General features: G+C 44.8%; 23 protein-coding genes, 1 tRNA gene and 1 riboswitch. Of the genes, 9 read left to right on the forward strand and 15 right to left on the reverse strand.

Annotation, left to right across the window (positions count from 1 at the left end):
* Positions 1–159: 159 nt before the first annotated feature.
* From VIA_RS18135 to apbC, 3 genes are all read right to left on the reverse strand, one after another.
* Complete coding sequence (locus VIA_RS18135) at positions 160–2,307, reverse strand: AsmA family protein (protein WP_004414871.1); 2,148 nt, start codon at positions 2,305–2,307, stop codon at positions 160–162.
* A 156-nt stretch (positions 2,308–2,463) separates the two neighbouring features.
* Positions 2,464–3,105 (reverse strand): uridine kinase, encoded by a 642-nt coding sequence (gene udk / locus VIA_RS18140; protein WP_004414873.1) that lies wholly within the window; start codon positions 3,103–3,105, stop codon positions 2,464–2,466.
* A gap of 245 nt (positions 3,106–3,350) precedes the next feature.
* Positions 3,351–4,424, reverse strand: a complete 1,074-nt coding sequence (gene apbC, locus VIA_RS18145) for an iron-sulfur cluster carrier protein ApbC (protein ID WP_004414876.1) — start codon at positions 4,422–4,424, stop codon at positions 3,351–3,353.
* 156 nt (positions 4,425–4,580) lie between these two features.
* Here apbC and metG point away from each other — a divergent pair, with 156 nt between their 5' ends.
* From metG to VIA_RS18160, 3 genes are all read left to right on the forward strand, one after another.
* Positions 4,581–6,641, forward strand: a complete 2,061-nt coding sequence (gene metG / locus VIA_RS18150; RefSeq protein ID WP_004414878.1) for a methionine--tRNA ligase — start codon at positions 4,581–4,583, stop codon at positions 6,639–6,641.
* 204 nt (positions 6,642–6,845) lie between these two features.
* On the forward strand, positions 6,846–7,658 hold the full coding sequence (locus tag VIA_RS18155; RefSeq protein WP_004414880.1) for a hypothetical protein: 813 nt from the start codon (positions 6,846–6,848) through the stop codon (positions 7,656–7,658).
* 116 nt (positions 7,659–7,774) lie between these two features.
* A complete protein-coding gene (locus VIA_RS18160) occupies positions 7,775–8,254 on the forward strand; it encodes a YehS family protein (protein WP_004418300.1) in 480 nt (159 codons plus the stop codon).
* A gap of 95 nt (positions 8,255–8,349) precedes the next feature.
* On the opposite strand, the gene udp is transcribed toward VIA_RS18160, so the two are convergent.
* The 4 genes from udp to VIA_RS18180 form a co-directional block, all read right to left on the reverse strand.
* Positions 8,350–9,108 (reverse strand): uridine phosphorylase, encoded by a 759-nt coding sequence (udp, locus tag VIA_RS18165; protein WP_004414886.1) that lies wholly within the window; start codon positions 9,106–9,108, stop codon positions 8,350–8,352.
* Between the two features lie 270 nt (positions 9,109–9,378).
* Entirely contained in the window at positions 9,379–11,682 is a 2,304-nt protein-coding gene (locus tag VIA_RS18170) for a zinc/cadmium/mercury/lead-transporting ATPase (protein ID WP_004418301.1), read from the reverse strand.
* A gap of 57 nt (positions 11,683–11,739) precedes the next feature.
* Entirely contained in the window at positions 11,740–13,206 is a 1,467-nt protein-coding gene (locus tag VIA_RS18175) for an MATE family efflux transporter (protein WP_004418302.1), read from the reverse strand.
* A gap of 73 nt (positions 13,207–13,279) precedes the next feature.
* Complete coding sequence (locus VIA_RS18180; protein ID WP_004414892.1) at positions 13,280–13,696, reverse strand: CBS domain-containing protein; 417 nt, start codon at positions 13,694–13,696, stop codon at positions 13,280–13,282.
* A gap of 305 nt (positions 13,697–14,001) precedes the next feature.
* On the opposite strand from VIA_RS18180, the gene VIA_RS18185 reads away from it, so the two are divergent.
* Entirely contained in the window at positions 14,002–14,997 is a 996-nt protein-coding gene (locus VIA_RS18185) for a sensor domain-containing diguanylate cyclase (protein ID WP_174269838.1), read from the forward strand.
* A 22-nt stretch (positions 14,998–15,019) separates the two neighbouring features.
* Here VIA_RS18185 and moaE read toward each other — a convergent pair whose 3' ends face one another.
* From moaE to moaA, 5 genes are all read right to left on the reverse strand, one after another.
* Positions 15,020–15,475 carry a molybdopterin synthase catalytic subunit MoaE gene (gene moaE / locus VIA_RS18190; RefSeq protein ID WP_004418303.1) on the reverse strand — a complete coding sequence of 152 codons (456 nt, stop codon included), beginning with the start codon at positions 15,473–15,475 and terminating at the stop codon, positions 15,020–15,022.
* 2 nt (positions 15,476–15,477) lie between these two features.
* Positions 15,478–15,723, reverse strand: coding sequence for a molybdopterin synthase sulfur carrier subunit (gene moaD / locus VIA_RS18195; RefSeq protein ID WP_004414899.1), 246 nt, complete (start codon positions 15,721–15,723; stop codon positions 15,478–15,480).
* Positions 15,720–16,199: a cyclic pyranopterin monophosphate synthase MoaC gene (gene moaC / locus VIA_RS18200; protein ID WP_004414902.1), complete on the reverse strand. Its 480-nt coding sequence runs from the start codon at positions 16,197–16,199 to the stop codon at positions 15,720–15,722. The genes moaD and moaC overlap by 4 nt, the downstream gene beginning before the upstream one ends.
* A gap of 15 nt (positions 16,200–16,214) precedes the next feature.
* Positions 16,215–16,727: a molybdenum cofactor biosynthesis protein B gene (gene moaB / locus VIA_RS18205; RefSeq protein WP_004414904.1), complete on the reverse strand. Its 513-nt coding sequence runs from the start codon at positions 16,725–16,727 to the stop codon at positions 16,215–16,217.
* 77 nt (positions 16,728–16,804) lie between these two features.
* The gene (moaA, locus tag VIA_RS18210; protein WP_004418305.1) at positions 16,805–17,794 is read right to left on the reverse strand and encodes a GTP 3',8-cyclase MoaA; all 990 of its coding nucleotides are present in this window, start codon (positions 17,792–17,794) and stop codon (positions 16,805–16,807) included.
* A riboswitch (molybdenum cofactor riboswitch) is annotated at positions 17,783–17,919 on the reverse strand. (Overlaps the previous gene by 12 nt.)
* Before the next feature lie 168 nt (positions 17,920–18,087).
* Between moaA and VIA_RS18215 the strand changes: the two genes are divergently transcribed.
* Positions 18,088–18,975 carry a YvcK family protein gene (locus VIA_RS18215; RefSeq protein ID WP_004414908.1) on the forward strand — a complete coding sequence of 296 codons (888 nt, stop codon included), beginning with the start codon at positions 18,088–18,090 and terminating at the stop codon, positions 18,973–18,975.
* On the opposite strand, the gene luxU is transcribed toward VIA_RS18215, so the two are convergent.
* The 3 genes from luxU to uvrB form a co-directional block, all read right to left on the reverse strand.
* Positions 18,964–19,302: a quorum-sensing phosphorelay protein LuxU gene (gene luxU / locus VIA_RS18220; protein ID WP_004414910.1), complete on the reverse strand. Its 339-nt coding sequence runs from the start codon at positions 19,300–19,302 to the stop codon at positions 18,964–18,966. The genes VIA_RS18215 and luxU overlap by 12 nt on opposite strands.
* The gene (gene luxO / locus VIA_RS18225) at positions 19,302–20,696 is read right to left on the reverse strand and encodes a quorum-sensing sigma-54 dependent transcriptional regulator LuxO (protein WP_004418306.1); all 1,395 of its coding nucleotides are present in this window, start codon (positions 20,694–20,696) and stop codon (positions 19,302–19,304) included. Before luxO ends, luxU begins: the two co-directional genes overlap by 1 nt.
* Before the next feature lie 265 nt (positions 20,697–20,961).
* The gene (gene uvrB / locus VIA_RS18230) at positions 20,962–22,992 is read right to left on the reverse strand and encodes an excinuclease ABC subunit UvrB (protein WP_004414912.1); all 2,031 of its coding nucleotides are present in this window, start codon (positions 22,990–22,992) and stop codon (positions 20,962–20,964) included.
* Between the two features lie 547 nt (positions 22,993–23,539).
* On the opposite strand from uvrB, the gene VIA_RS18235 reads away from it, so the two are divergent.
* From VIA_RS18235 to VIA_RS18250, 4 genes are all read left to right on the forward strand, one after another.
* A tRNA-Asn gene (locus VIA_RS18235) sits at positions 23,540–23,615 on the forward strand.
* A gap of 472 nt (positions 23,616–24,087) precedes the next feature.
* Positions 24,088–24,756: a helix-turn-helix transcriptional regulator gene (locus VIA_RS18240; RefSeq protein WP_004418308.1), complete on the forward strand. Its 669-nt coding sequence runs from the start codon at positions 24,088–24,090 to the stop codon at positions 24,754–24,756.
* A 24-nt stretch (positions 24,757–24,780) separates the two neighbouring features.
* Entirely contained in the window at positions 24,781–25,164 is a 384-nt protein-coding gene (locus tag VIA_RS18245; protein ID WP_004414915.1) for a RidA family protein, read from the forward strand.
* Between the two features lie 40 nt (positions 25,165–25,204).
* The gene (locus tag VIA_RS18250; RefSeq protein ID WP_004414916.1) at positions 25,205–26,611 is read left to right on the forward strand and encodes a cation:dicarboxylate symporter family transporter; all 1,407 of its coding nucleotides are present in this window, start codon (positions 25,205–25,207) and stop codon (positions 26,609–26,611) included.
* Positions 26,612–26,681: the final 70 nt, after the last annotated feature.

The raw sequence follows: 26,681 nt of genomic DNA on the forward strand, positions 1-26,681 counted from the left end.
TTATTCCTTCCAACGTAAGAAGAAGAAGTAAGAGCAGAGGCAATATAGCGGCTTGGGGTTATGCGAGAAAATCATTTAGAATCAAAGCACTAAGTTAATAGTTTTATCCAATTAGGAAATCCGAGCAAACATTGCGTTCGCTCGGGTTTTGTACAGATTTTAGTTAAAAAGTCCTTTCAGCAGTCCATCAACAGCTTTCTTAGTCTCTTCATCTTTAATCTTGTCGGTTAGTTTCTCTACGCCGCGGTCGATTTCTTTCTGCGCTTTTTGCTTAAGCACATCATCAAACACTAGCTTGAACTTAGGCTCTGCCCATTTACCCGACACATTGATTGGGATTGTGACATCTTTCAGCTCATCGATGTCTTTACCACCTTGGCCTTCTAGCGTACCAACAATAGAAGTACTGACCGTGAAGTCGACGGTTTGATTAATGTAGTTAGCTTTGCCGTTACCACGAATTCTAAGTAATGGAGACTGCATAGTCAGGTCGTTAGTCGATACATTACCTTTGTTCAGCTTCAGAGTTGCTTTCATCGCGCTGAAGTCAGTTTTCTGCACTTCATCTTTCGACTCGACTTTTTGGCCTTTAATTTTGGCGTAATTTTCACGAATCAATTGTGCTACGTTGATACCATGAACCGCACCATCTTCGAAATTAATAGCAATCGTACCGACCAAGTTCTTCTGAATACCTGTTGGCGTTAGGCTGCTGCCTTTGACATCAACATTAATATTACCGGTACCTTCAAGCATATCGTTATTCGCCACATCTTTAAGCAGCGGCAATACCTTAACGCCCTTAATGCGTTTTTTCGCCGTGTAAGAAGCAGGAGACTTACGTGCATCAAGACGTGCAGTGACACTGATTGAACCTTGGTATAGGTTAGAGGTGAATGATTTCAGCTCTGCAATACCACGATTCACCGAGAAACTTGCCTTAACATTTTGCATCTTAGCGTTATTCGCTTTGAACTTGTCAATCGTGATATCGCCCATCACATCTAGCGCTTTCAGTGCGGATAGGTCTGGTTCAACTTCTTGAGCTGGCTTTTTCGGTGACGTTTTGGCTGTTTTAGACTCGCTATTAGCAGGCGCTGTTTCCGAGTTTGTTTCACTGGCCTTGCTTTCCTGAGTTTGACCTAAGCCAAGGAACTCATCCAAATCAATGTTTGGGCTGTGCAGTGAGAAACGAACTTTCGGGATGTCAGCTAAAGTAATGTCGGCTTTACCATCAAACGCAAGTGCATTTGCCGTCAGTTTTTCTAGCACAAAACTTAGGTGGTTCTTAGTCAAGTCAAACGACAGGTCAGATGCCATATCCACTTTCATTGGAGATTGAGGAAGTGAATCGCCTTCAAATGTTGCATCAAGTGTAAGTTGGTTCATCATCACTTTTGTGATCGCTTTATCGACATTCAGTGATGCTGCACCTTTCATATCGATGTCTAAGCCAGCTGCTTTACCCACAACAGCGTAAGTCAGTGCATTGGCTTTATCAAACTCAAACGTTTCTAGACCAATCTTAGCGCTTTCAATTTGAGTCGCTGCATCACTAAAGCTCGCATCTAGGTTGATGTTACGCAATGCGTACTCTTTAAAACCTTTCGCTAGCTTAAATTCAGCGTCGCCTTGTGCCGAAAATTTCTGCTGATTCGCTTCACCTTTTGCGGCGAAATCGACCTTAGTCCACGTGTCGACTGCAAACTCTGAAAGGTTTAATGACACATCGTATAGCTTAGTGAAAGAGCCCGCTTGCTTATCTTGGATTTCAACCGATGCATTAGATACTGTCACACCCGCTAGGTTGATTGTCCATGCCGGTGCAGCACTTTGCTGTGTAGACTCTGTTTGAGTTTGAGCTGCAGATGTTGATTCAGCATCCACCGGCGCTGATTCAGCTGCCGCTGTCTGTGCTTGAGTCAGTGCATCAATGTTCTTTGAACCATCTTTTAGTGTTTCTAACGAGAATGCCGCACCATCTAACGTGATATTGCCAATTTCTAGCTGCTGACTAAATAGCGGCATCACCGATACATCAATGCCAACCGTGTCCACTTTGAACATATTGAGTTGCTCAAAGCCTTGCGGGTTACGCAGCTCTGTTTGGCCTAATTCAAAACCAATTGATGGAAAAAATTGCCAGCTAATATCGCCTTCAATCACAAGATCTAACCCTGTATGGGTTTTCGCTTGCTCGACAATAAGCGGCTTGAACTGATTAGGGTTCACCAGTACAACGAGCGCAATTACGGCGCCAAGAATCGCAACGATAGGGATTGCGATAAACAGGAACAGTTTCTTCATTAGCATTATCCTTGCTTTGCGAATCGGTAAGTCGTTCTTACTTGACCAATCCCAAGTATAAATGGTCGTTTTTGACTTTTCAGACCATAAAAAGAAAGTGGCACTAAAAGTGCCACTTATCTCATAAAAAATAAAGTCTTATACGTGCAATTAGCGCTAAGCTTTCAGAAGTTTTGCAATGTGAGCTTTTAGTACATCGATAGCGATACGGTTTTTGCCGCCGCGAGGTACGATGATGTCTGCATATTGCTTGGATGGTTCGATGAACTGCATAAACATCGGACGAACCGTCTCTTGGTACTGCTTAAGAACTGAGTCCATAGTACGACCACGCTCTTCTACATCACGCTTAACGCGGCGTAGTAGACAGATATCAAGTGGTGTATCCATAAATACCGTCGCATGCATTAGGTCACGCAGACGTGGGTCAGTCAGAAGGAGGATACCTTCTAGGATGATCACCTTCTTCGGCGTCATCGGCGTAGTATTGTCTGTACGAGTATGCTCTGTATAGCTGTACTCCGGAACTTCTACTGCTTCACCTTTCACTAGTTTTTCTAGATGCTCACACAGTAAGTCGTGATCAAGCGCGCTCGGGTGGTCATAGTTGGTTTTAACACGCTCTTCCATGCTTAGATGGCTTTGATCGTTGTAGTAGCAATCTTCCGTAATCACACCAATTTGATGATCGCCCACTTTCTCACGTAATTCGTTATAGATAGTGCTCGCGATTAAACTTTTTCCAGAAGCAGACGCGCCAGCAATACCGACGATGACGCATTGATTATTATCAGACATTATTCTTGCACCCGATGATTTAGATTGGTGTCTTATGCTAATACTAGCAGTGCCAGTATGGACAAGCCCTATGTATGAGCATAATTTTGGATAAACCGCCTGATTATAGGGAGTTAACCCCTTTGTTGCCAGCAAGGATTGAGAAGAAATAAACAAATAGAATAAAAGCGCCAGACGCAATCGATTACACGGAATAAGAATAAAAAGAGCGCTTAAATTGTGCGCTCTTTTTCTCGATTTTCGACCTACTCAACCATAGTAAACATAATCGATTCTGGTTTTGTCTTACCTCGCCAATACAAACGAGAGCTTACCGCTTCAGCCAATGCCATATATTGCTGAGCATGTTCAGATTCAGGACGAGCCGCCACTGTCGGTTTGCCGTTGTCGATATCTTCACGCATTTGAATGTGCAGTGGAATTTGCGCCAACAAGTCTAGTCCATACTCGCTAGCCATTTGCTCTGCACCACCAGCGCCAAAGATGTGCTCTTTCTCGCCGCAATGACTACAAATGTGGTAGCTCATATTTTCAACCACACCGACAACCGGCACATCAACTTTGCCAAACATCGCAGCACCTTTACGCGCATCAGCCAACGCTAAGTCTTGAGGCGTTGTCACAATCACTGCGCCTGTCACTGGCACTTGCTGAGAGAGAGTAAGCTGAATATCACCGGTACCTGGCGGCATATCGATTACCAAATAATCTAGCTCTGGCCACTCAGTTTCATTCAATAGCTGAGATAACGCTTTTGCGGCCATCGGCCCACGCCAAATCGCTGCTTCATCTTTAGAGACTAAGTAACCCATCGAATGAGTGTAAATGCCATGAGCCTTAATAGGCTGCATCCACTTATTATCACGCACTTCTGGTCTAGCTTCTGTCTGACCAATCATCAAAGGTACTGAAGGTCCATAGATGTCGGCATCCAGTAGACCCACCTTAGCGCCAGACTGAGCAAGTGCGAGAGCTAAGTTCACCGATGTTGTCGATTTGCCAACCCCGCCTTTCGCTGACGTCACCGCAATAACGTTTTTAACCCCCTTGATCTCATGGGCAAGATGAGTTTCTAAGGGCTTAGGCGCAACATTGATTGAATAGTTAAACTGAGCCACTTCTCCTGAAGCTTGTCGACTCGATATCCACTCTCTAAGTTGAACGACTAAATCATTAGCGGCAAAAGGAATGTCGACAATAAAACCTTCCGGCTTCACTGAAACGATACTGGCTGTGGATGCCCATTCCGAAATAAGAGATGGGTGCTCAAATTGGTTTAACCAATCACAAAAATCTTGCTTTGAAGTGAACTGACGCATAGGTCCTCCTTATGCATCTAATCGTAACACTCCACCAGCCTAGACTGAACCCTGAAAAAACTAGGGTTTCCCATATTGGAAGCCTTGGAGTCACTGGTGGGATAAGGTAGTATTACTCTCTATTTTTTTATACATCATTAGAAGCGAATATTAAGTATGGCGACTGATCCAAGAAAACTACTGGTCACTTGTGCCCTTCCGTACGCTAACGGTTCGATTCACCTAGGTCATATGCTTGAACACATTCAAGCAGATATCTGGGTTCGCTACCAACGCCTACGTGGCAACACTGTAAACTTCATCTGTGCTGACGATGCTCACGGCACGCCAATCATGCTAAAAGCACAACAGATGGGTATTACGCCAGAAGAGATGATCGCTGCAGTAAGTGAAGAGCACCAAAAAGACTTCGCTGGCTTCGATATTAGCTTTGATAACTACCACAGCACACACTCTGAAGAGAACCGTGAGCTGGCTTCACACATCTATCTTGAGCTTAAGAAAAACGGTTTCATTTCTAGCCGCACTATTTCTCAGCTATTTGACCCTGAGAAAGAGATGTTCCTACCGGATCGTTTCGTAAAAGGTACCTGTCCTAAGTGTAAGTCAGAAGACCAATACGGCGATAACTGTGACAACTGTGGTGAGACATACAGCCCAACAGAGCTGATTGACCCTAAATCAGCCGTTTCTGGTGCGACACCAGTAATGAAGGATTCAGAACACTTCTTCTTCGACCTGCCTCAGTTTGAAAGCATGCTACAAGAGTGGACTCGCTCTGGCTCTCTTCAGTCTGAAACAGCAAACAAAATGCAAGAGTGGTTTGAGTCTGGTCTTCAACAGTGGGATATCTCTCGTGACGCGCCTTACTTCGGCTTTGAAATCCCAGGCGAAAAGAACAAGTTCTTCTACGTATGGCTAGACGCACCGGTTGGCTACATGGCTTCATTCAAGAACCTATGTAACAAAACTGAAGGCCTAGACTTCGACGAGTACTGGAAAAAAGACAGCACAACAGAACTTTACCACTTCATCGGTAAAGACATTGTCTACTTCCACTCTCTATTCTGGCCTGCGATGCTTGAAGGTTCTGGTTTCCGCAAGCCAAACAACGTATTCGTACACGGTTACGTAACAGTAAACGGCGCGAAGATGTCTAAGTCTAAAGGCACATTCATCAAAGCAGCGACGTACCTAGATCACCTAGATCCAGAATGTCTGCGTTACTACTACGCAGCGAAGCTAAACAGCCGTATCGATGACCTAGACCTTAACCTTGAAGACTTCACTCAGCGCGTTAACGCTGACGTAGTAAACAAGATTGTTAACCTAGCATCACGTAATGCTGGATTCATCTCTAAGCGTTTTGAAGGCAAGCTATCTGCTAACTTCGCTGAACCTGAGCTATACAACGAGTTCGCTGCGGCCGCTGATCGTATCGCAGAGCTTTTTGAGACTCGCGAGTTTGGCCGTGCTATCCGTGAAATCACAGCACTAGCAGACAAAGCAAACCAATACGTTGATGAGAAAGCACCGTGGGTTGTTGCGAAAGAGGAAGGTAAAGACCAAGAGCTACAAGACATCTGTTCTGTTGGTATTAACCTATTCCGCGTTCTGATGACTTACCTGAAACCAGTCATGCCAGAGCTTGCTGCACGTACTGAAGCGTTCCTAAACGAAGAGTTAACTTGGGAAGGCGTTGCTGCCCCATTAACTGGTCACGAAATCACTAAGTTCAAAGCACTATTCAACCGTATCGATCCTAAGAAGGTTGAAGCGATGATTGAAGCTTCTAAAGAAGATGCAGCAGCAGAAGTTGCAGCAAAAGAAAAAGCAGAAGCTGAAAAGAATAAAGCAAGCCAAACTGAACTAGATAAAGATCCAATCGCAGATGAGATTGAGTTTGACGCTTTCGCTGCAGTAGATATGCGTATCGCACGTATCATCTCTTGTGAAGAAGTGCCAAAAGCAAACAAACTGCTTAAGTTCCAACTAGACATCGGCGGTGAAACTCGTCAGGTATTCTCAGGCATCAAGTCTGCGTACAAACCTGAAGAGCTAGAAGGCAAGCTAACCGTAATGGTAGCGAACCTAAAACCTCGTAAGATGAAGTTTGGTATGTCGGAAGGCATGATCCTAGCCGCAGGCCCTGGTGGCAGCGATCTATGGATCCTTGAGCCACACGAAGGTGCTCAGCCTGGTATGCGTGTAATGTAATGACGCTTTAGTCGATACACATTTAAGCCCCTAGCGCAGTAATGCGCTAGGGGCTTTCTTTTGTCACAAGTTTGGGCATAGCTTGCACCAAAATTAAGCACCCCATCATCACTCAATAATCTAATTAACTGATTTTATTGAATTTTATTTTTGGCACATTATTCGCCTACTCCTTTATAGGTAACAAGCACAAAGGAGTTGGCTATGTTTGTTCTAATTTCATTAATTTTTTCATGCGCTATCTTGGCTGCGCTATTCCATTACTCTAAAAAGCGCCAAACTATCTTACAACGTAAATTCAACACCCTAGTTATGCTAAGGGAGCTACTTCGCCTTTGTCGGGAACATCGTAAACTGACACATCACTCTTTGAGTTACTCTCTTACTCAACAGAAGCTCAGTGAAATGAATGCTCTTTATGACGAAATAATGCACTGCTGCGATCAATTGGTTGCGATTGCTCCATTTGATAACCGACCTATGTATCGAATCTTTCAGCTCAAGCTCAAAGCTATGCACAGCGACTGGCATGAAAGAAGCATCAGTCGCAATCAGATCATTCATGGTAAAACGATTCGTCACTGTATGTTTTTAATGGATGAAGTGGCCATCGCATGGTTAATTGAATCTGAGCGTGAGGATCTCAACGACGAGTATCACTTGAATTGGCAGCAGGTGCTCGACAGCATGGAAGTATTGACTCAATTGCGGGTAAGCATTCCAGACAGTCATTCCGAAGAGGGCTTTCTGCGCTTGAAATACTATTGCGATAAAACCAGACGTAAGCTCAACCAGCTCTCTTTAATCAGTCCACTTTCCGTCGCTTCTCCAGTAAGTATCGATGCCATTCATCAACTAACAGAGATATCTTCAGCGATGAGTCTGCCGATCAGTACCGAAGAGATGTACAGCGTCACCAGTGATATTTCAGCGACCATCTCGCAGGTTTATGATCAGATGCTCTCTGAGATGTCTGAAAGTCTCTATCTTCCTCTACCTTCAATCGCTTATTCGTAAATAAACCATCACGGGGGACGGGTGCCCCCTTTTATTTATATCGCAACACAAGTAACTCTGCTAAAGTCTCGCCCAACTATATCTCGTCAGCGATGACTCACCACAAAGAGAACCTTGTGACTAATAATGAAATCTTACGCCGTATCCAGCATTCACTTAATTTGAAAAATACTCAAATAATGAAGGCTTTTGAGCAGGTAGATACCACGGTAGCTCCTAACCAAGTCAACGACTGGTTAAAGGCAGACTCAGATAAGTCTATGACTAAGATGAAAGATAAAGAACTTGCTCTATTTCTGAATGGTTTCATCAACCTAAAGCGTGGTAAGAAAGAAGGCGAGCAGCCAGCACCAGAGCAAACACTGACCAACAACATGATTTTCATGAAGCTACGTATTGCGATGAATATGAAAGCAGAAGATGTGTTAGATGTGCTAGAAGTGGTTGGTGTTAGTCTAAGCAAATATGAAATTGGCGCTTATTTCCGTAAGCCAAATAACAAGAACTACAAAGCGTGTGAAGACCAGTTGCTATGCGATTTCTTAAGCGGCGTACAGTTCACTAATCGTCCGGATTCAGAAGAGTTTATCGCTTAAGCGCCAGCTTTCTCCCTAGATACAAAAAACCTCAATTGGTCATCCCAATTGAGGTTTTTCTTTATCTTAAAAGTACTTATAACTCAGCCGAGTCTTTAAAGCATCTTGCGCGCAGCTTCTACCACGACTTTGATTGAACGAGCTTCTGTCTCTTTCAGTGTCGAGTGGTCTGGGATCTCTTTCTGGGTACGGTTGATGATTACACCCGCAACACAACCCGCTTTTAGGCCAGAACTTGCACACATGGTCAGTAGCGTTGCAGATTCCATTTCAAAGTTAAGTACGCCCATATCTTGCCATTCTTGCATAGAGCCTTGGAAACGCTTAACAACGCGACCAGAGAAGGTATCGTAACGCTCTTGACCTGGGTAGAAGGTATCGCTTGAAGCCGTTACACCCATGTGTACTGCTGCGCCAGATTCTTCAACCGCTGCTTTCATTGCTGTTGCTACTTCAAAATCCGCAACTGCTGGGAACTCCATTGGAGCAAAGTGTAGACTTGCGCCATCTAGACGAACAGAGCCCGTTGATACAATCATGTCACCCACGTTTACATGTGGTTGAATCGCACCAGTAGTACCAACGCGTAGGAAAGTACGCACACCAAGCTGTGCTAGCTCTTCAACTGCGATAGATGTTGATGGGCCACCGATACCTGTTGAACAAACAACAACAGGCTTGCCGTCAAGCTCTGCACGGTAAAGTGTGTATTCACGGTGACTTGCTAGGAATACTGGGTTTTCCATTTCCTCTGCAATTTTTTGTACACGCGCTGGGTCACCTGGAATGATAGCCAGAGTTGCACCAGCAAGATCGTCTTGAGTAACACCAAGGTGGAATACAGCTTGAGACATAGGTCGCTCCTTATGATGGCAAGTCAGCCGATGAGTTAGGTCTGCTTGCTCTATAAATTTATCGGGTACAGGAGATACTCTAACCAACCACTGAATTCTTTGAAGTGACCATGATCACAAATAAGATCGCAACAAATAATTACATTGCACACAAAAACGGTTTACATCACACTTTATCGCAACAGTCATCCCTAATTGCATAAAAAAACAGCCCTTACATCAAAGATGAAGGGCTGTTTCGATGAGAAAGATCTCGCTAAGAATTTAGGCTTAATCGAGCTTCGATTTGAACTTAAGTAACCTTAACGCATTCAGTGTCACAATAGCCGTCGCGCCACTGTCAGCTAATACTGCAACCCAAAGACCGGTAATACCCAATAAGCTTGTGACCAAAAAGACACCTTTTAAGCCAAGCGCCAACGCGATATTTTGACGAATATTGTTGAGCGTCGCCCGTGAGAGCTCAATCATCCCAGCCAACTCTAGTAAGCGGTTGTGAGTAATTGCAGCGTCAGCCGTCTCAAGCGCAACATCGGTTCCGCCTCCCATCGCGATACCAATACTCGACGCTTTCATTGCCGGAGCATCGTTAATACCATCTCCGACCATGGCGACATTACCTTGTGCGGATAGCTTCTCCACATAGGTCACTTTATCTTGCGGCAGTAGGCTTGCTTTGAAATCGATATCAATCATTGAGCTGATCGCTTGGGCACTACGCGGGTTATCACCTGTTAACATGATCGAATGAATACCCAGAGATTTCAGTGCCTGTACTGCTTGGGCAGAATCTTCACGCAAGGTATCTTGCCATGCGATCACCCCGATCGGCGTCGTTTGACTTTCTATTGCAACGACAACGGTTTTGCCTTGGTTTTCTAGCTGTTCAATTTGATCTTTCAGCGCTTCATCAAGGTCTATGGTTAACTTGCTTGGAGCTGATACTTGATATTCAACACCTTCAACTAAACCACGTACACCACTACCAACCAACGCCTGCTTGTCTTGAGCTTCAGTAATCTCAATGCCGAGCTGTTTGGCTTTATTGACCACTGACACCGCTAGCGGGTGACTCGAACCGACTTCAATCGCAGCGACTTTGGCTAGTAGTGACTCTTGTTGCCAGCCCGACAAAGCCACCACATCCGTTACTTCCGGTTTACCTTTGGTCAGGGTCCCGGTCTTATCAAATGCGATAGTTTCAACGTTGCCGAGCTGCTCGAGTGCCGCGCCACCTTTAATTAAGGCGCCACGACGAGCCGCAGCAGCTAAGCCAGAAGTAATGGCTGCTGGTGTGGAGATCACCAGAGCACAAGGACACGCAATCAATAACAGTGCTAAACCACGATATACCCATGTTTCCCACGGCTGAGCAAACAACAGTGGTGGCGTAATGATGACAAGTAATGAAACTAACATCATCAACGGTGTATACCAGCGACTGAATTTATCTAAGAATCGTTCTAATGGCGCTTTACGGGATTCTGCTTCTTCAATCAAATGCAGAATACGGTCAATGGCATTTTCACCTTGCTTAGAAGTAATCGTAAAGCGAACCACCTTATCGACCGCTACCGCACCGGCCATTACTGACTCACCTTCGTAGCGTTCAACGGGGATTGACTCTCCGGTTAAGGCACTTTCATCAAAGCTTGCTAATGCATCGGTTAATTTGCCATCTGCTGGTAAACGAGCGCCAGGAGAAACTTCAATCACATCACCCGGTTGTAGTTCACTTGCCGACACTTCAACACGCTTACCGTCGACTATCTTAGTTGCCGTTTCAGGCACCAATGCCATTAAGGCTTGGACACCGCTACGTGCTCTTGATGCAGCAAAAGCTTCTAGCTGTTCACCAATCAGAAACAGTAACAACACCATCGCTGCTTCAACGGTTTCGCCAAGATATAGGGCACCAATGGCCGCAACACTCATCAAGGTTTCAATGGCAAACGGAGTGCCTGAGCGTGCTAAGCTGATCGCTTTTTTACCAATGGGATAAAGACCCGCTAAACAGGTAATTAAGAATAGCCATTCACTGACTTGGGGAAATGCAGGTTTCAGAGCCGCTGCGATAGCCATAGCTGAAGCAATCGCAATCACTTGACTGTTTTGTTTGATAACAGCCTTCCAGCCTTTAGGTGTTTCTTTTTGATTCGATTCGGCAGGATTGGCAAACGTAAAACCGGTATCTAGGATAGTTTGTTCAACCAACTGAGCAACGCCCGAACTGTCTGACTTAATTACTAACTTTTCTGTCGCAAACAGCACCTTGGCCTCTAAGACACCTTCGACACGATTAACGGCGGTTTCAATTTTTCGGGCACAAGATGGGCAATCCATCCCGTTAACTTTCCAACTTTGAGTGAAGCGTGCGGACGAACTTCCGGACTCACCTTCTTCGTCAGTCGGATCCGCCCCACTACTGCAGCTATTCGAGCTACAACAGCCCGATTCTGTCGAGCCGACATCCGCCATTTGGATCGTAGTAATTTTAGGGCTTGAACATGAGCCAGTTTGGGAAGGATTAACCGCGGTTTTTTCAGAGCGGCATGCTTGGTGTTTTGTGCACATATGTTTATCTCCATTCATTGTACACATCAAGTTTAAACCTTAGAGTCTACTCCAAGGTCAAACTTTTTTTGCAATTTCTTCCTCTACGTCGGCAGTGGCCGCCACATCATCAATCAAAACCGCATCATGGCTACAAAAAGGTTGGCTGTTAACGCTAGTGATCGACGGATCAGCTTCCATGTGCTCAGCACACGAACCAGCCATGAGATCAGAGATGTGCTTGCGCAACACAATAGTAGCAATAATACCAAACACTACCGTACCTATTGCTTGTCCATACAGTACGCCTAATGCGCCAAACCACAGCGCGCCAAAATGGACAAACGGCAATGTCCCTAGCGTCGCTTTACCCAAGTTAAGAGCGGTGGAATACAACGGCTTACCTAAATTATTGAACGAGGTGTTAGCAACAAACTGGGCGCCGTTAAAGATGAAACTGATTGCTACATACGTACAAAATGCCGCAACAATAACTTGAGCATCCCCTTGCAAACTGAACATGCTGACAATTAAGTCTTGGGCAAAATAGAGAATGACACAGACCGCCAAGGTATACACAGTCGTCACAATCAGTGAGTTATTGAGTGTTTCTTTAACGCGATCCATACGTTCAGCGCCATAGTTTTGACCGATAATAGGACCAACGGCACCTGACAAGGCAAAGATGACCGCGAAGCAAACCGGAGTTAATCGACCAATCACAGCAAAGCCAGCGACATAGTTTTCACCAAACTGAGCAATTGATGAGGTGACGATCGCATTACCAATCGGTGTGGCGATATTGGTAATAATCGCTGGGATGGCGATTGCGAGAATCAGTTTTAAATTGCTTCGCCACACTGAGTAGTTAAAACCAGCCACCAACTGATGCACTTTAATCAACGGGTAAAGAGAGAAAAATAGTACGGTAAAGCGCGCAAACACCGACGCTAACGCAGCACCTTCAACGTTCCAACCAAAGCCAAAGATAAAAATTGGATCAAGAATAGCGTTAACAATACCTCCCGCAAGCGTTGCCCACATCGAACGCTTTGCATCTCCTGCTGCGCGAAGCCCAGCCCCGGCCGCCATCGCAACCGCAATCACAGGCGCACTCGGCAGGATAATTCTCAAATACGCTTCTGCACGTTCCGCCGCTACGCCTTGCGCACCGATCGCCGCTAACAGTTCAGGGATATAGGTGAACATAACACCCGAGACCAAAATACTGATGGCGACGGCGGTAAACATGATACTCGTTGTAAGCTGTTTGGCATGCTGATGCTGCTTGGCCCCAATCGCTTTTGACACCAGTGCGCCCATCGCGATCGAAGTACCAATAGAAATAGAGGTAGAAAAGAAAACCAGTGTGCCAGCAAACCCGACAGCGGCGGCCAGTTCAACTTGTCCCAACATACTAATAAACAGCATGTCGATTAAATCAACGACAAACAAGGCCATCAGACCCACCGAACCTGCTCCCGACATCACCAAAATGTGGCGCATGGTAGACCCTTCGACGAATTTGGCTGTTTGATCGGTCATTGATTTTCTCTTCATTCTTTAGAACAAGAAAAGGCGCACACAGCGCCTTTTTCTAACAATTTGTAACAACATTCTAGACTGGATGCTTAAAACAATCATCAAGGTTTTTGGCAACCGCTCTGAGCACATCACGTCGTGTGATAATACCGACTAACTTACCTGCATCAATAACTGGATACACTTTCGGTCGCCCTACTGTCATCATATCTGCGAGTTCAATAATCGAGGTATCTGATGTCACCGATAACACATCTTTGTGCATACAGTCTGAAACAATGTGGGTGTCCTGACAGTAATAACTGACCTTAACCAATTTATCGAGCAAATCCTGACCTGATAAAAAACCAATCACTTCTCGCTGTTCATTGATAACGGGTCCACCCAAATATCTTGAGTTCATTACCTTATCTAAAGCGGCACTTAATGACATTTCAGGGGTAAATGTCACCGCTTGTAATGTCATGTAGTCTTTTACTTTTAATGATTCCATTGACGTCTCCTTAACGTGCCAGCCACGCTGCCTATATTGTAATTGTTGTCTAATTTCTTGATTTTACTAAATGGAAATCAACAATTTTTACAATAGGCTCTCCCTATCACGTTTCGAAGCGCTATCAACTCTATCCAATTGAACGCTTGAAAAGCCCGTAAAACTAGACGCTACAGCGACAAATCATCCTCTACGATCACTTTTCATTACTTTAAACATGGTTTTAAGCTCAAAGCGCTCTCTAAGTCTCCATCTAGAGGCTAAACTATATAAGGAGTGCGGTGTAACCCAAAGGAGTGCAGATGGTGAAATCCATTTTTTCAGCGGAAGTTACAAATAATCCAGACTTAATGCATGTGGTGTTTGAAGCGATGCCTGAGCCGACTTTCCTTATCGATAAGTCAGGAACCTATGTCGAAGCATGGGGTGGCCGAGATACCAAACGCCACCATAACCCTTCCGCTTTGATTGGCCTCAATCAATACCAAGTACTCCCCGCCGATAAAGCTATCTGGTTTAGCCAAGTCATTGTCGATGTGATTGATAGCCAAACGGCAACAGAAATTGAGTATAACTTAGACCCTAAAGATCTGCCCTGTTTTGAAGGTATCGAAGGACCGACTGACACACAGCACTTTAGCGCTCTAGTAATACCTTTACCCAATACCTCGCTGGTTTTATGGACGGTGCGTAATATTACCGAATACAAAAAAACATTAGATAAGCTTGCTCAGCATCAACTTGAGCTGGAAAAACTCACTTATATCGATCACCTTACTCAAGTCTACAACCGCTATGCCTTGGACTCTCTGCTGCCTGAAGCCATAGAACTGACGAAACTCAAGCTTTCTGGCGCAGCAATCTTGATGATCGATATCGACTGCTTTAAGCAATATAACGACAGCTACGGACACATTAAGGGTGATCAAGTCCTTGCCGCGTTAGGACAAACGATTAGAACTTGGGCTAAATCTAACGACCTATGTTTTCGCTATGGCGGTGATGAGTTTTTGGTCTTTGTGCCAAATATGAATGAGGAAGAGATCTTATCCAGAGCGCAACAACTGCAAGCGGACGTAAAAGCTCTGGCGATTCCCCACAAATCCTCAACGGTCGGTAATATTTTCTCTGTCACTATCGGTATTCAACAGTACCGGCTGATGCCTGAGACGATGAAGGCCGAAGACTTTATCTCAATAGCAGATAAAGCACTGTTCTTTGCTAAAAGCCAACAACGTGGTTCTATTCATCAATTGACCGAAAATGAAAAAAGCTCCCTATCGCTAGGGAGCTTTAAATAAAACAGAGTTACGTACTATGGCGTTACTTGTGCCAACGCTCAGCAGCTTTGGCATCAGAGTCTCTTGAGTCAACCCAACGAGTTTCTTCAGTGGTGCGCTCTTTCTTCCAAAATGGCGCCTTGGTCTTCAAGTAGTCCATAACAAACTCGCAAGCTTCGAAGGCAGCGCCTCGGTGTGCGCTAGACACGCCGACAAACACAATTTGATCACCAATGTCTAAATCGCCAACGCGGTGAATCACTCGGATATTTAATAACGGCCAACGCTTTTCTGCCTCGTCACAAATCTCACCCAGAGCTTTTTCAGTCATTCCTGGATAATGTTCAAGTGACAAGCCAGTTACATTGTCGCCTAAGTTCATGTCGCGAACTTTACCCACAAAAGTAACCACTGCGCCCGCAGCCGTGCCTTGCGCTAGCGCGTCATATTCCGCGCCAACAGAAAAATCATCAAACTGTACAGAAACTCGATTGTCCATCATTAACCACCTGTTACCGGTGGGAAAAAAGCCACTTCATCACCCGATTGAATTGGGTGCTCAAGAGGAACAATGGATTGGTTTACCGCAGCAAGTAATTTGCCTTGCTCTAAGGCGATATCCCATTTACCTTCTTGCTCAGCAAGGTGACTACGGATAGCTTCTACCGTTTGAAAATCCCCTTCCAGCTCAAGTTCATCGACACCCACTAGCTCACGAGTTTGGGCAAAGAATAATACTTTAATCATGCTTCCACCTTAAAGTGACCCGATTTCCCGCCCGTTTTCTCTAACAGTCGAACTTGGCCAATCACCATATCTTTCTGTACCGCTTTGCACATATCGTAGATAGTCAGTGCCGCAACAGAAGCCGCCGTCAGCGCTTCCATCTCTACCCCGGTCTTACCTGCTAGCTTACAAACAGATTCGATGCGAACCATGTTTTCAGCTTCAATTGCTTCAAGTTGAACTTCAACTTTTGACAGCAAAAGTGGATGGCAAAGAGGAATCAAATCCCAGGTTTTTTTCGCTGCTTGAATGCCCGCAATACGCGCCGTTGCAAACACATCACCTTTATGATGAGAGCCAGATACGATCAGTTGCAATGTCTCTGGGGCCATGTGAACAAACGCTTCTGCGCGCGCTTCACGTACCGTTTCTGCTTTCGCTGACACGTCAACCATGTTCGCCTCGCCAGAAGCATTGATATGAGTAAATTCGCTCATGGTTTGCTCCGGACGTTAAACAGATAGGTGAGGCATGAAGTTACATGGACGGTGGCTTGCATCTAGCTGTTGCTTGATGATCTTAGTCCAACCAGTACGACAAGCACCTGTAGAACCCGGCATAGCAAAGATAACCGTATGGTTAGCAAAACCTGCAATCGCACGAGATTGAATCGTTGATGTACCAATCTCTTCGTAAGACACTTGGCGGAACAACTCACCAAAACCTTCAACTTCTTTATCAAATAGTGGTTTTAGTGCTTCTGGAGTGCTGTCACGTGAAGTAAAACCAGTGCCGCCGGTAATCATGATCGCTTGAACATTTTCGTCAGCAATCCACTGAGAAACGATCGCGCGGATCTTGTACATATCATCAATCACAATTTGCTTATCAACAACATTGTGACCCGCTTCTTTAGCGTTCTCGACTAGGTAACCGCCAGACGTGTCATTCTCTTCTGTACGAGTATCTGAAACAGTTAGTACGGCAATATTAGCTGGTTGGAATTTGCTTTCTGCGTGACCCATTTGTTCACCTATTTTTCTTAAAGTAATGTTCGCTCTAAGCTCATGCTTAGTCGATAAATTGATATTGATTGGAAAGATCAGCCGCCAATAGACGCTAAATGCGGCGTCATGCCTGAGTTCCCGTCATGAAGGAAGTGGCTGACTGATTTGGTTTGTAGCTGCTCTTGAATACGTTCTATTAGCGCTGATTCTTGAGAGTCTTGTTGGAGTAAGTCTCTAAGTTCAACACCATGATCACCAAATAGACAAAGATGTAACTTACCTGTCGCAGAGACACGCAAGCGATTACAGCTTTCACAGAAGTCTTTTTCGTAAGGCATAATCAGACCGATTTCACCTTGGTAATCAGGATGGACAAAGACCTGCGCAGGTCCGTCATTGTGGTCACGAACCTTCAATAGCCAGCCGTTGGCGATAAGTTGATTTCGAATCGCTACGCCAGATACATGGTGACGCTGGAATAATTCATCCATTTCGCCTGTTTGCATCAGCTCGATAAAGCGCAATTGGATTGGACGGTCTTTAATCCAGTTTAGAAAGGCAGGTAATTCATGAGCATTTAAGTCTTTCATCAGTACAACATTGACTTTAACTTGCTCATAGCCCACTTCGAATGCACGGTCGATACCGCCCATCACTTGAGTGAACTTATTTTCGCCTGTGATTTGATGAAACATTCGAGGATCGAGGCTATCGACACTGACATTGATATGAGTCAGGCCTGCTTCTTTCCAATCCGCGACTTGTTTCTCCATACGATAACCATTGGTTGTAGTTGCCACTTTACGAATACCCTTCGTTGAAGCGACAGTATGGATAATGTCAGTGAAATCTTTGCGTAAGCTCGGCTCACCACCAGTAATACGCACCTTAGACGTCCCGCAATCTGCGAACGCTCTAACGACACGTTTAATCTCTGGTAATGCTAAAAAAGACGAGTTTTTCTGCCCCGAAGGTTTGTAACCATCAGGTAAACAATATGTGCATTTAAAGTTACAGACATCTGTAACGGAAAGTCGTAAGTAATAAAACTTACGATGGAATCTATCTTCGAATTGTTGCGCCACGGAACACCTTTCCAAACACGGGAGGCAGAGTCATTTCCAACTTTGCCCTTGTGACAACATGTCACTGGCTCAACACGCTTATTCATTATGAACTTAGCTTATTGAGCTCGGAGTTATGGCAACTACCTCAAATACGGGTAGCAGCTAGCCTATAAAATACTTAATAATTGTGTGTGTTTCTACCTCTAAAGCGAAAAAATCTTGCCTACTGCTCATTTTACCTATTCTTGAGTAGGGGATATTAATGCATTAATCTAAATTGTAGTTGGTTATAAATAGAATAGAAGCTCAGCATGACAATTTACGCTAGCAAAAAAATCGTAGCTGTTGGCGGTGGCCACGGCCTTGGCCGGATGTTGGCCGCACTTAAAGAATTTGGCTCTAATGCCACGGGGATTGTTGCAACCACGGATAATGGTGGCTCAACGGGTCGAATCCGCAATTGCCAAGGGGGCATTGCTTGGGGAGATACACGTAACTGTATCAATCAGTTGATTACAGATCCTTCCATTAGTTCGATGATGTTTGAGTACCGGTTTAAAGGTGCCGGCGAACTCGATGGCCATAACCTTGGCAACCTAATGCTGACCGCGCTCGACAACCTTTCGGTTAGACCGCTTGATGCGACTAATCTTATCCGCAATATGCTCAAAGTGGATGTTAATATCATTCCTATGTCGGAGCACCCTTCCGATTTGAAAGCACTCTCACCAGACGGACGTTGGGTAACCGGCGAGACCAGTGTCGATGAAATGCCTGATAAGTTGTTAAGACTCGACTTAGAGCCAGAGGTCCCTGCGACCAAAGAAGGCGTGATGGCGATTGAACAAGCAGACGCGATCATTTTAGGCCCAGGTAGTTTCTTGACCAGTATAATGCCGCCACTTCTCCTACCAGAAATTGGCAGAGCGATTTCATGTAACACCAAGGCACAATTGATCTTTGTCGAGAACTTGTCTCCAGAGTATGGGCCAGCAGGAAAAATGACACTGCAAGAGAAGCTAGAGTGGTGTGAACGTTCATGCCGCGGACGAAAAATTGATGTGGTATTAGGGGAAGAGCCGCACCCAGAACTTTCAGATTGGAACTGTGTCACCGTACCGCTTGCTTCACCAAACCGAGACTGGCGTCACGACCGAACAAAGCTTCAGCAAGCGGTGGAGTTTTTATTAGCTGACTAACTCTTGATATCTCTGCTGAGTTTCTCTGAGCAGAGATATCATTTTCGCCACATCCTGATCAATATTGAGCAAGGCGCCTGACTTTGCCATGCTATCAATTTCAACCGAATACGCGCACAAAGCTTCAGCTCCAAAACTGGCTGCACTACTTTTCAGAGCATGGCAAATCTCTTTCATATAGGCATCATGTTCGCTCTGCTCTTGCTGAGAGAGGTTGTCAATATACATGGTTAGTTCACCCAAGAATATATCAAGCAAAACCGGAACATTTTCAGCTCCAATTTCACTGGCTAATCGTTCAATTTTATTCTGATTTAAAATATCCACTATTGCATTTCCTTGGCGTTCCATGCCTGTAGTTTTCTATAAATGGTCGATGGACTGACATCCAAATATCCTGCCGCTTTTGGAATATTGCCATCGCACGCTTTAATTGCCTGCTCGATAGCATTCTTTTCAGTCAACCAGAGCGGGAAGATATCTTGTACCGATACCATGTCTGGTTGCGGTAACATCACTCGAATTTCATTGGCTGAAGGCTGATTCAATGGCGGAGGTAGCATCTCTAGATGAATTTCTCGACCATTGTTCAATACGACGACATTGCGCAGTACGTTTTGCAGTTGGCGCACGTTGCCCGGCCACTCATAACGAGCAAAACGTTCAACCACTTCAGGCGCCAGTCGAACAAAGTCTTTCCCCTCTTCTTTCGACATAAAACCAAGCAGTGAATAAGCAATTTCAATAATGTCGTCACCCCGTTCACGAAGTGGTGGTAGGTGAAGAGGTATCACATATAAGCGATAGTATAAATCTTCTCTAAAGCGGCCTTCTTCAACTTCTTTCCACGGGTCTCTGTTGGTGGCACAAACAAAACGTACATCCACACTCTTCATTTTAGAAGAGCCCACTTTTTGGAAAGTACCTGTTTGAATAAACCTCAAAAGCTTGGTTTGCAATTCTAGGTCCATTTCACACAGTTCATCGAGAAACAGCGTACCGCCGTCAGCAAGTTCTGCGGCCCCCTGTCTATCGGTCGCCGCCCCTGTAAAGGCTCCTTTTACGTGACCAAACAGTTCACTTTCAATCAGATCTTTTGGAATCGCGGCACAGTTGATCGCAATAAACGGCTTATAACCACGCTTACTCGTGGCATGAATCGCTTCAGCGCATACCTCTTTACCAGTACCACTCTCGCCAGTAATGAAGATACTTGCTTTACTGCTAGCGGCCGAGTCAATGGTTCGATAAACCGCCTGCATTGTTTGGCTACTACCAATAAAGCCTTGATAACCTTGGCTACCAGGGCTGTCCGCGTCATTTTTAAGCTTGTTCGCTTTACGTAGCGCGTTATTGACAGTGACACGCAAGCGATCGGCTTCACAGGGCTTAATCAAGAAATCTTGAGCACCATGTCGCATCGCTTCGACAGCGGTATCAATAGAGCCGTGAGCCGTCATAAAGATAACGGGAACATCCGGATTTTTTTCTTTCACTGCATGTAGAACGTCCATCCCCGTCATATCGGGAAGACGTAAATCAAGTAAGATCAGATCGGGTGTTCTGAAATTGAGGCTATCAATCGCATCACGTCCAGTGCCAACGATATTGATATCAATTTGAAGTGGGGTGAGGTAAGAACGATACAAGGCCGCAACTGACGCAGTATCTTCTACCATCAATAAATATTTTGTGTTTTTCTTTTGCGTATTCTGTTGCATAGCCTAGCCAGGGTACTCTTCGCATTTTGTATAAATCATTGCATTAGGCTTTGCATTATGCAATTTAAAAGCGAAAAATTGCGTTGATATGGTGATGAATAACTCATTTCAACCACAAATATTCTGGCACGCTATCTGCTGTATATTCTATGACCCGCAAGGGTCACCTAGCCAACTGACGTTGTTAGTGAACTTAGTATTCACAAATTACAGCCAATAGAACCCAGTTTCTACTGGCTATTTTTTTGTCTCTAATTTATACAACTTAGCTGTTAGTAATAAACTGGCTACGTAATTTATCGATCTGGTCGCGTTTCTGCGCTGCTAGCTCAAACTCCAAGTCCTGTGCATGTTGATACATTTGAGCCTCCAGCTTACTGATCTCTTTATCCAGTTGCTGAGGTGTCATCACATCATAACTTTGTGATGGCTCGGCCACTTTAGATAGTGGGACTGCCTTACTAGTGCGTTGCTTCTTACCCTTAGCAATATCACCAAGCTCCATAATATCTTTGATATTACGTTTCAGCGCTTGTGGCTCAATCCCCAACTTAGCATTGTATTCTTGCTGCTTCTCTCGGCGGCGGCTCGTCTCCCCCATCGCCTTTTCCATCGATTTAGTAATCGAGTCGGCATATAGGATAGCCTTACCTGCAATGTTACGCGCAGCGCGACCAATGGTCTGAATCAGAGACCGCTCCGAACGTAAGAAGCCCTCTTTATCAGCATCTAGAATCGCCACTAAAGAGACCTCTGGCATGTCGAGACCCTCTCGAAGTAAGTTGATCCCAACTAACACGTCAAACTCACCTAAACGTAAATCACGAATGATTTCCACTCGCTCGACGGTGTCAATATCAGAGTGTAAGTAACGAACTTTAACATCATGCTCTGTAAGATATTCGGTTAAATCCTCTGCCATTCGCTTAGTCAGCGTCGTCACAAGGACACGTTCATCTTTTGCTGCGCGTATTCTAATTTCAGACAATAGATCATCAACTTGAGTAGCAACCGGTCGTACTTCAAGTTCTGGGTCGAGTAGGCCTGTCGGGCGAACAACTTGATCGGCAATTTCACCATCAGATTTTTCCAACTCATAATTGCCCGGTGTCGCAGAGACAAAGATCGTCTGCGGTGAAATCGACTCAAACTCTTCGAATTTCATTGGTCGGTTATCGAGCGCTGAAGGCAGACGGAAGCCAAACTCCACCAGCGTCTCTTTACGAGAGCGATCGCCTTTGTACATAGCGCCTATTTGCGGCACTGTTACATGGGATTCGTCAATAATCAGCAAACCATCATGAGGAAGGTAGTCAAATAGCGTCGGTGGCGGCTCGCCTTCACTACGTCCACTCAAGTAACGCGAGTAGTTCTCGATACCAGAACAAAAGCCCAACTCGTTCATCATTTCAATGTCAAACTGAGTACGTTGTGAGATACGCTGCTCTTCCAACAGTTTGTTGTTATCAAGCAGGTATTTTTTGCGGCTCTCTAACTCAAGTTTAATCTCTTCAACCGCCGCTAAAATTCGCTCACGTGGCGTCACATAGTGGGTTTTGGGATAAATCGTGTAACGAGCAAGATCGCGTTGTTTCACCGCTCCAGTAAGTGGGTCAAAAACACTGATGCAATCAATCTCATCATCAAACATCTCAATTCTAACCGCATCTTGATCAGATTCAGCAGGGAAGATATCGATCACTTCACCACGCACACGAAACTGACCACGCTCAAAGGCTACGTCGTTGCGACTGTATTGAAGCTCAGCTAAACGGCGTAGAATATCGCGCTGATCCATCACATCACCACGACGAATGTGGAGCATCATTTGTAAATAGGACTCAGGATCACCTAAACCGTAAATCGCAGAAACTGAAGCAACAATGATGGCATCTTTACGTTCAAGCAACGCTTTGGTCGCCGACAAACGCATCTGTTCGATATGCGCATTCACTGACGCGTCTTTCTCAATAAATGTATCAGTGGTCGGCACGTACGCTTCAGGCTGGTAATAGTCATAGTATGAGACAAAATACTCGACCGCATTATTCGGGAAGAAGGCCTTCATTTCACCATAGAGCTGCGCTGCCAGTGTTTTATTCGGCGCTAATAAAATCGCCGGTCGTTGCGCACTCGCGATCACATTAGCCAGAGTAAAGGTTTTCCCCGAACCAGTAACACCGAGCAAAGTTTGATGGGCTAGGCCTGAGTCTAAGCCTTCAAGTAATTGACGTATTGCGGTCGGCTGGTCTCCAGACGGTTGATAATCAGACACCAAATCAAAAACTTTACTCATAGTTGAACTCTATTCTTAGGTGATAAGTGTCTCTATTGTGTCTGTATATATATACAGACACAATAGCTACAAAAGAAATTAATCGCTGTTTTTTGGAAAGTCTTCATTAGTCACTAGATCATTACTGATGAACCTGATATTATTCTTCGCCCACCAGCTCCACACCTTTGAAAAATCAAGTTTTTCACCCACAAGTTATTCACATTTTTCTCTTGAAATACCAAATTACCCACAGACGATGTCTATCGCTCTAGTTTTGTTAGTTTGTCCTACAATAGCCACAAACACCTATTTTACAGTACGTTATGAATTTCTTTCGCCTTTCGGCAATAACGCTGCTGCAGTGATATTTTACATTATTCTGACTTACTCAAATTTAACCCACACACTTATCCACAATTTTGGTGGATAAGTAAATATAGCCCTTATTGGATAAGGGATACAGAAAAGTAAAGTGAAAAAAGTGCGAATATTTGCAATTATTTTAACTATCGATAGTTGACACCCAATATTTCCATCGCTAAGATTCGCTTCGCTTTAAAGCAATTCCTCCTTAGCTCAGTTGGTAGAGCGACGGACTGTTAATCCGCAGGTCGCTGGTTCGAGCCCAGCAGGAGGAGCCAAATTCTACAAAAAGCCGTGTCGTAAGACGCGGCTTTTTCGTCTCTACTGCTCCTGGTTTGTCCCAAACTAATGTCTCAGCCGAAGCGTCGGACCGTCCTAGCCGGCCGCGTTAACTCTCGGCAACTTTTCGATATTTTTCCTTTCCGATGCTACGACTCTATTTATTGATCCTTAACTGTACGTCTTGCTGAAGCTTTGCTCGGCCATGATTTATTGTTCTAGATCATTAAAGTGCTCAAAAATGCAATCTTTGATTTTAAATATTTAAACTTTGATGCGGTTTAAGAAATTAAACCCAATCCGTTTGTTTTTGGTGATCTTGTTCAACTATTGTGCGTGATTTCGATCAATTATTCCGTTTATGACGGCGTTTTATGCACATTTTTAAGGTTTACAGAAGTTTACTCTGTATTGCTCAACTAACCCAAAAGGAGTAGTTTGCAATCATTGAGTTCAAAAATGTAAACCGAAATGATGAATGTAAAGCAAGTTCGATTCACCGACGAAGACAGGGAATGTTTGAGCAACTACTTTCGCTTGGCAGACACAATCGCTGATTTGATTGGTCCTTACTGCGAAGTGGTTATTCATTCATTTGAAAGCCTAGAGAATTCAGTCGTGAAGATTGTGAATGGCCATCATACCGGGCGTGAAATTGGATCCCCTATCACTGATTTGGGCTTGCGTATGTGGCGCACATTCGAGAAAACAGGCGAAGTTTCACCAAAGAGCTATTTCACCAATGCCGCCGATGGTTCTTTGTTGAAATCGACGACGTGCATTTTGGCAGGTCCAGAGCAAAAGCCGATTGGCATGCTGTGCATCAATATGAACTTATCTTTCCCATTCCCTGAAATTGTTAAAACACTGATGCCGCAATGTAGTGTCTCGCAAACCATAGTCAGCGAGACGTTCAGCAACAACGCGAACGACGTGATCAAACAAGCGTTGAGTGCAGCCACACAAGAAGTGGATCAAGACGAAACAATTTCTGCAAAAGGTCGTAACAAAGCCATCATTCGCTGCCTGTTTGATAACGGCGTATTCGAGCTAAAAGAGACGACCACACAAGTATCAGAACAACTTGGGATCAGCCGTCAGGCGGTTTACAAGTTTATCCGTGAATTTAAATCAGAATAAAATTAATAACTTAGGAGTTATATTGTGAAACAGATCATTGCCACGCAGCAAGCACCAGCCGCTATCGGTCCTTACTCTCAAGGCACAGCTTATGGCGAAATGGTTTACACATCTGGTCAATTACCACTGGTTCCAGAGACCATGCAGTTTGTTGAAGGCGGTATCAAAGAGCAGGCACGCCAATCTCTAGAAAACTTAAAAGCAGTTCTAGAAGCAAGCGGCGCAGGCTTAGACACCGTACTGAAGACAACCTGCTTCCTATCAGATATGGAAAACTTCGTCGCATTTAACGAAGTGTACACAGAGGTATTTGGTACCGAAAACGCACCTGCTCGCTCTTGTGTTGAAGCAGCAAGATTACCAAAAGACGCATTGGTTGAAGTTGAAGCCATTGCATACAAAAAATAACCGACTTTCGGACATAAATGGGTATCAATAGGAGATTCTCATGAGCGTTTCATTTATTGGATTGAGCATCTTGTTCTTTGGGTTCTATGCATTGCTTGCGAACTTCAAAAAACAAAAGAAAAGCTTTAACTTTCGCGTACTAAGTGCACTTGCTGCCGGTTTATTATTCGGCGGCGCAATTCAGCTAGTATTCGGTGTTGGTAACGTGGCAACAGCTGGCTTTGCTGAACTGATTTCTGTGTTTGGTAAAGGCTACATCAAACTTCTACAAATGATCGTTATCCCACTTGTCTTTGTGGCGATGATCTCTTCGATCATGAACGTAGAGGGCGGTGGTGCTCTGTCTCGTATCGCACCAAAAATCATCGGTATTCTACTTTTCACTTGTGCTATCTCTGCAGCAGTTGGTATCGCGAGTATTTACCTATTCGGTATCGATGCAAACGCACTAGTGAGCACAATTGGCACTAGTAGCGCGATTGAAGCTCGCGGTGATTCATTAGTAGCAACACAAGATGCGATGACGAGCAGTGGTCTATCGGGTATGGCTCTATCTATCATCCCAACTAACATCTTTGACATGCTAACGGGTTCAGAGCGTACTTCTACACTATCGACAGTATTGTTCGGTATGTTCCTTGGCTACTGTATCCTGCAAGTGAAAAACCGTAAGCCTGAGAAAGTGCAAAACTTCGTTGATTTCATCAACTCTGCAAAAGAAGTGGTACTTTCAATGGTACGTGAGATTCTTAAGCTGACGCCTTACGGTGTATTCGCTCTGATGACCACGTTCATGATGACAAACGATTTGTTCGCACTAGCAGAAATGGGTCGCTTCCTACTAGCAAGCTATGTGGCAATCGGTGTAATGTTCGCTATCCACTTCGTGATGGTGTCTATGTTCGGTCTGTCTCCTGCGAAGTTCATGAAGAAAATCTGGCCAGTGCTAGTATTCGGCTTCGGTTCTCGCTCAAGCATGGCGGCAATCCCACTAAACGTTGAAACTCAAACTCAACGTCTAGGTGTGGACGAAGAAACAGCAAATATGTCAGCAACATTCGGTACCAGTATCGGTCAGAACGGTTGTGCTGGTATCTACCCAGCAATGCTAGCTATCATGGCGGCTCAAGTAATGGGTATGCCAGTTGACCTAGGCTTCATCGTACAACTGATTGCGGTTATCGCGATTGCTTCATTCGGTATCGCAGGTGTTGGTGGCGGTGCAACGTTCGCAGCAGTAGCAGTACTGACTATCATGGGTCTAGACATTACGGTTGTGGCAATTCTGGTTTCTATCGAAGCATTGATCGACATGGCTCGTACCGCGCTTAACATTTCTGGCTCCATGCTGTCAGGCGTGCTAACCGCGAAGAAGAATGGCTCACTAAACGCTGAGCAATACAACGCTGATGTTGCTGCAACAGTAACAAAAGAAGCGGCTGTATAGTTTTCAAACTGAATGAAGAGCACCCATCGCGGGTGCTCTTCCGTTTTCCTGAGTTCAGGTTATTTAGGTA

This window comes from Vibrio orientalis CIP 102891 = ATCC 33934 (assembly GCF_000176235.1).
Lineage (GTDB): Bacteria > Pseudomonadota > Gammaproteobacteria > Enterobacterales > Vibrionaceae > Vibrio > Vibrio orientalis.

What these genes read in the sequence shown, in the direction of transcription:
- VIA_RS18135 (WP_004414871.1), bottom strand. Translation starts at nt 2,307, where the DNA reads ATGAAGAAACTGTTCCTGTTTATCGCAATCCCTATCGTTGCGATTCTT.
- udk (WP_004414873.1), bottom strand. Translation starts at nt 3,105, where the DNA reads ATGTCTGATAATAATCAATGCGTCATCGTCGGTATTGCTGGCGCGTCT.
- apbC (WP_004414876.1), bottom strand. Translation starts at nt 4,424, where the DNA reads ATGCGTCAGTTCACTTCAAAGCAAGATTTTTGTGATTGGTTAAACCAA.
- metG (WP_004414878.1), top strand. Translation starts at nt 4,581, where the DNA reads ATGGCGACTGATCCAAGAAAACTACTGGTCACTTGTGCCCTTCCGTAC.
- VIA_RS18155 (WP_004414880.1), top strand. Translation starts at nt 6,846, where the DNA reads ATGTTTGTTCTAATTTCATTAATTTTTTCATGCGCTATCTTGGCTGCG.
- udp (WP_004414886.1), bottom strand. Translation starts at nt 9,108, where the DNA reads ATGTCTCAAGCTGTATTCCACCTTGGTGTTACTCAAGACGATCTTGCT.
- VIA_RS18170 (WP_004418301.1), bottom strand. Translation starts at nt 11,682, where the DNA reads ATGTGCACAAAACACCAAGCATGCCGCTCTGAAAAAACCGCGGTTAAT.
- VIA_RS18175 (WP_004418302.1), bottom strand. Translation starts at nt 13,206, where the DNA reads ATGACCGATCAAACAGCCAAATTCGTCGAAGGGTCTACCATGCGCCAC.
- VIA_RS18180 (WP_004414892.1), bottom strand. Translation starts at nt 13,696, where the DNA reads ATGGAATCATTAAAAGTAAAAGACTACATGACATTACAAGCGGTGACA.
- moaE (WP_004418303.1), bottom strand. Translation starts at nt 15,475, where the DNA reads ATGGACAATCGAGTTTCTGTACAGTTTGATGATTTTTCTGTTGGCGCG.
- moaD (WP_004414899.1), bottom strand. Translation starts at nt 15,723, where the DNA reads ATGATTAAAGTATTATTCTTTGCCCAAACTCGTGAGCTAGTGGGTGTC.
- moaC (WP_004414902.1), bottom strand. Translation starts at nt 16,199, where the DNA reads ATGAGCGAATTTACTCATATCAATGCTTCTGGCGAGGCGAACATGGTT.
- moaB (WP_004414904.1), bottom strand. Translation starts at nt 16,727, where the DNA reads ATGGGTCACGCAGAAAGCAAATTCCAACCAGCTAATATTGCCGTACTA.
- VIA_RS18215 (WP_004414908.1), top strand. Translation starts at nt 18,088, where the DNA reads ATGACAATTTACGCTAGCAAAAAAATCGTAGCTGTTGGCGGTGGCCAC.
- luxO (WP_004418306.1), bottom strand. Translation starts at nt 20,696, where the DNA reads ATGCAACAGAATACGCAAAAGAAAAACACAAAATATTTATTGATGGTA.
- uvrB (WP_004414912.1), bottom strand. Translation starts at nt 22,992, where the DNA reads ATGAGTAAAGTTTTTGATTTGGTGTCTGATTATCAACCGTCTGGAGAC.
- VIA_RS18240 (WP_004418308.1), top strand. Translation starts at nt 24,088, where the DNA reads ATGATGAATGTAAAGCAAGTTCGATTCACCGACGAAGACAGGGAATGT.
- VIA_RS18250 (WP_004414916.1), top strand. Translation starts at nt 25,205, where the DNA reads ATGAGCGTTTCATTTATTGGATTGAGCATCTTGTTCTTTGGGTTCTAT.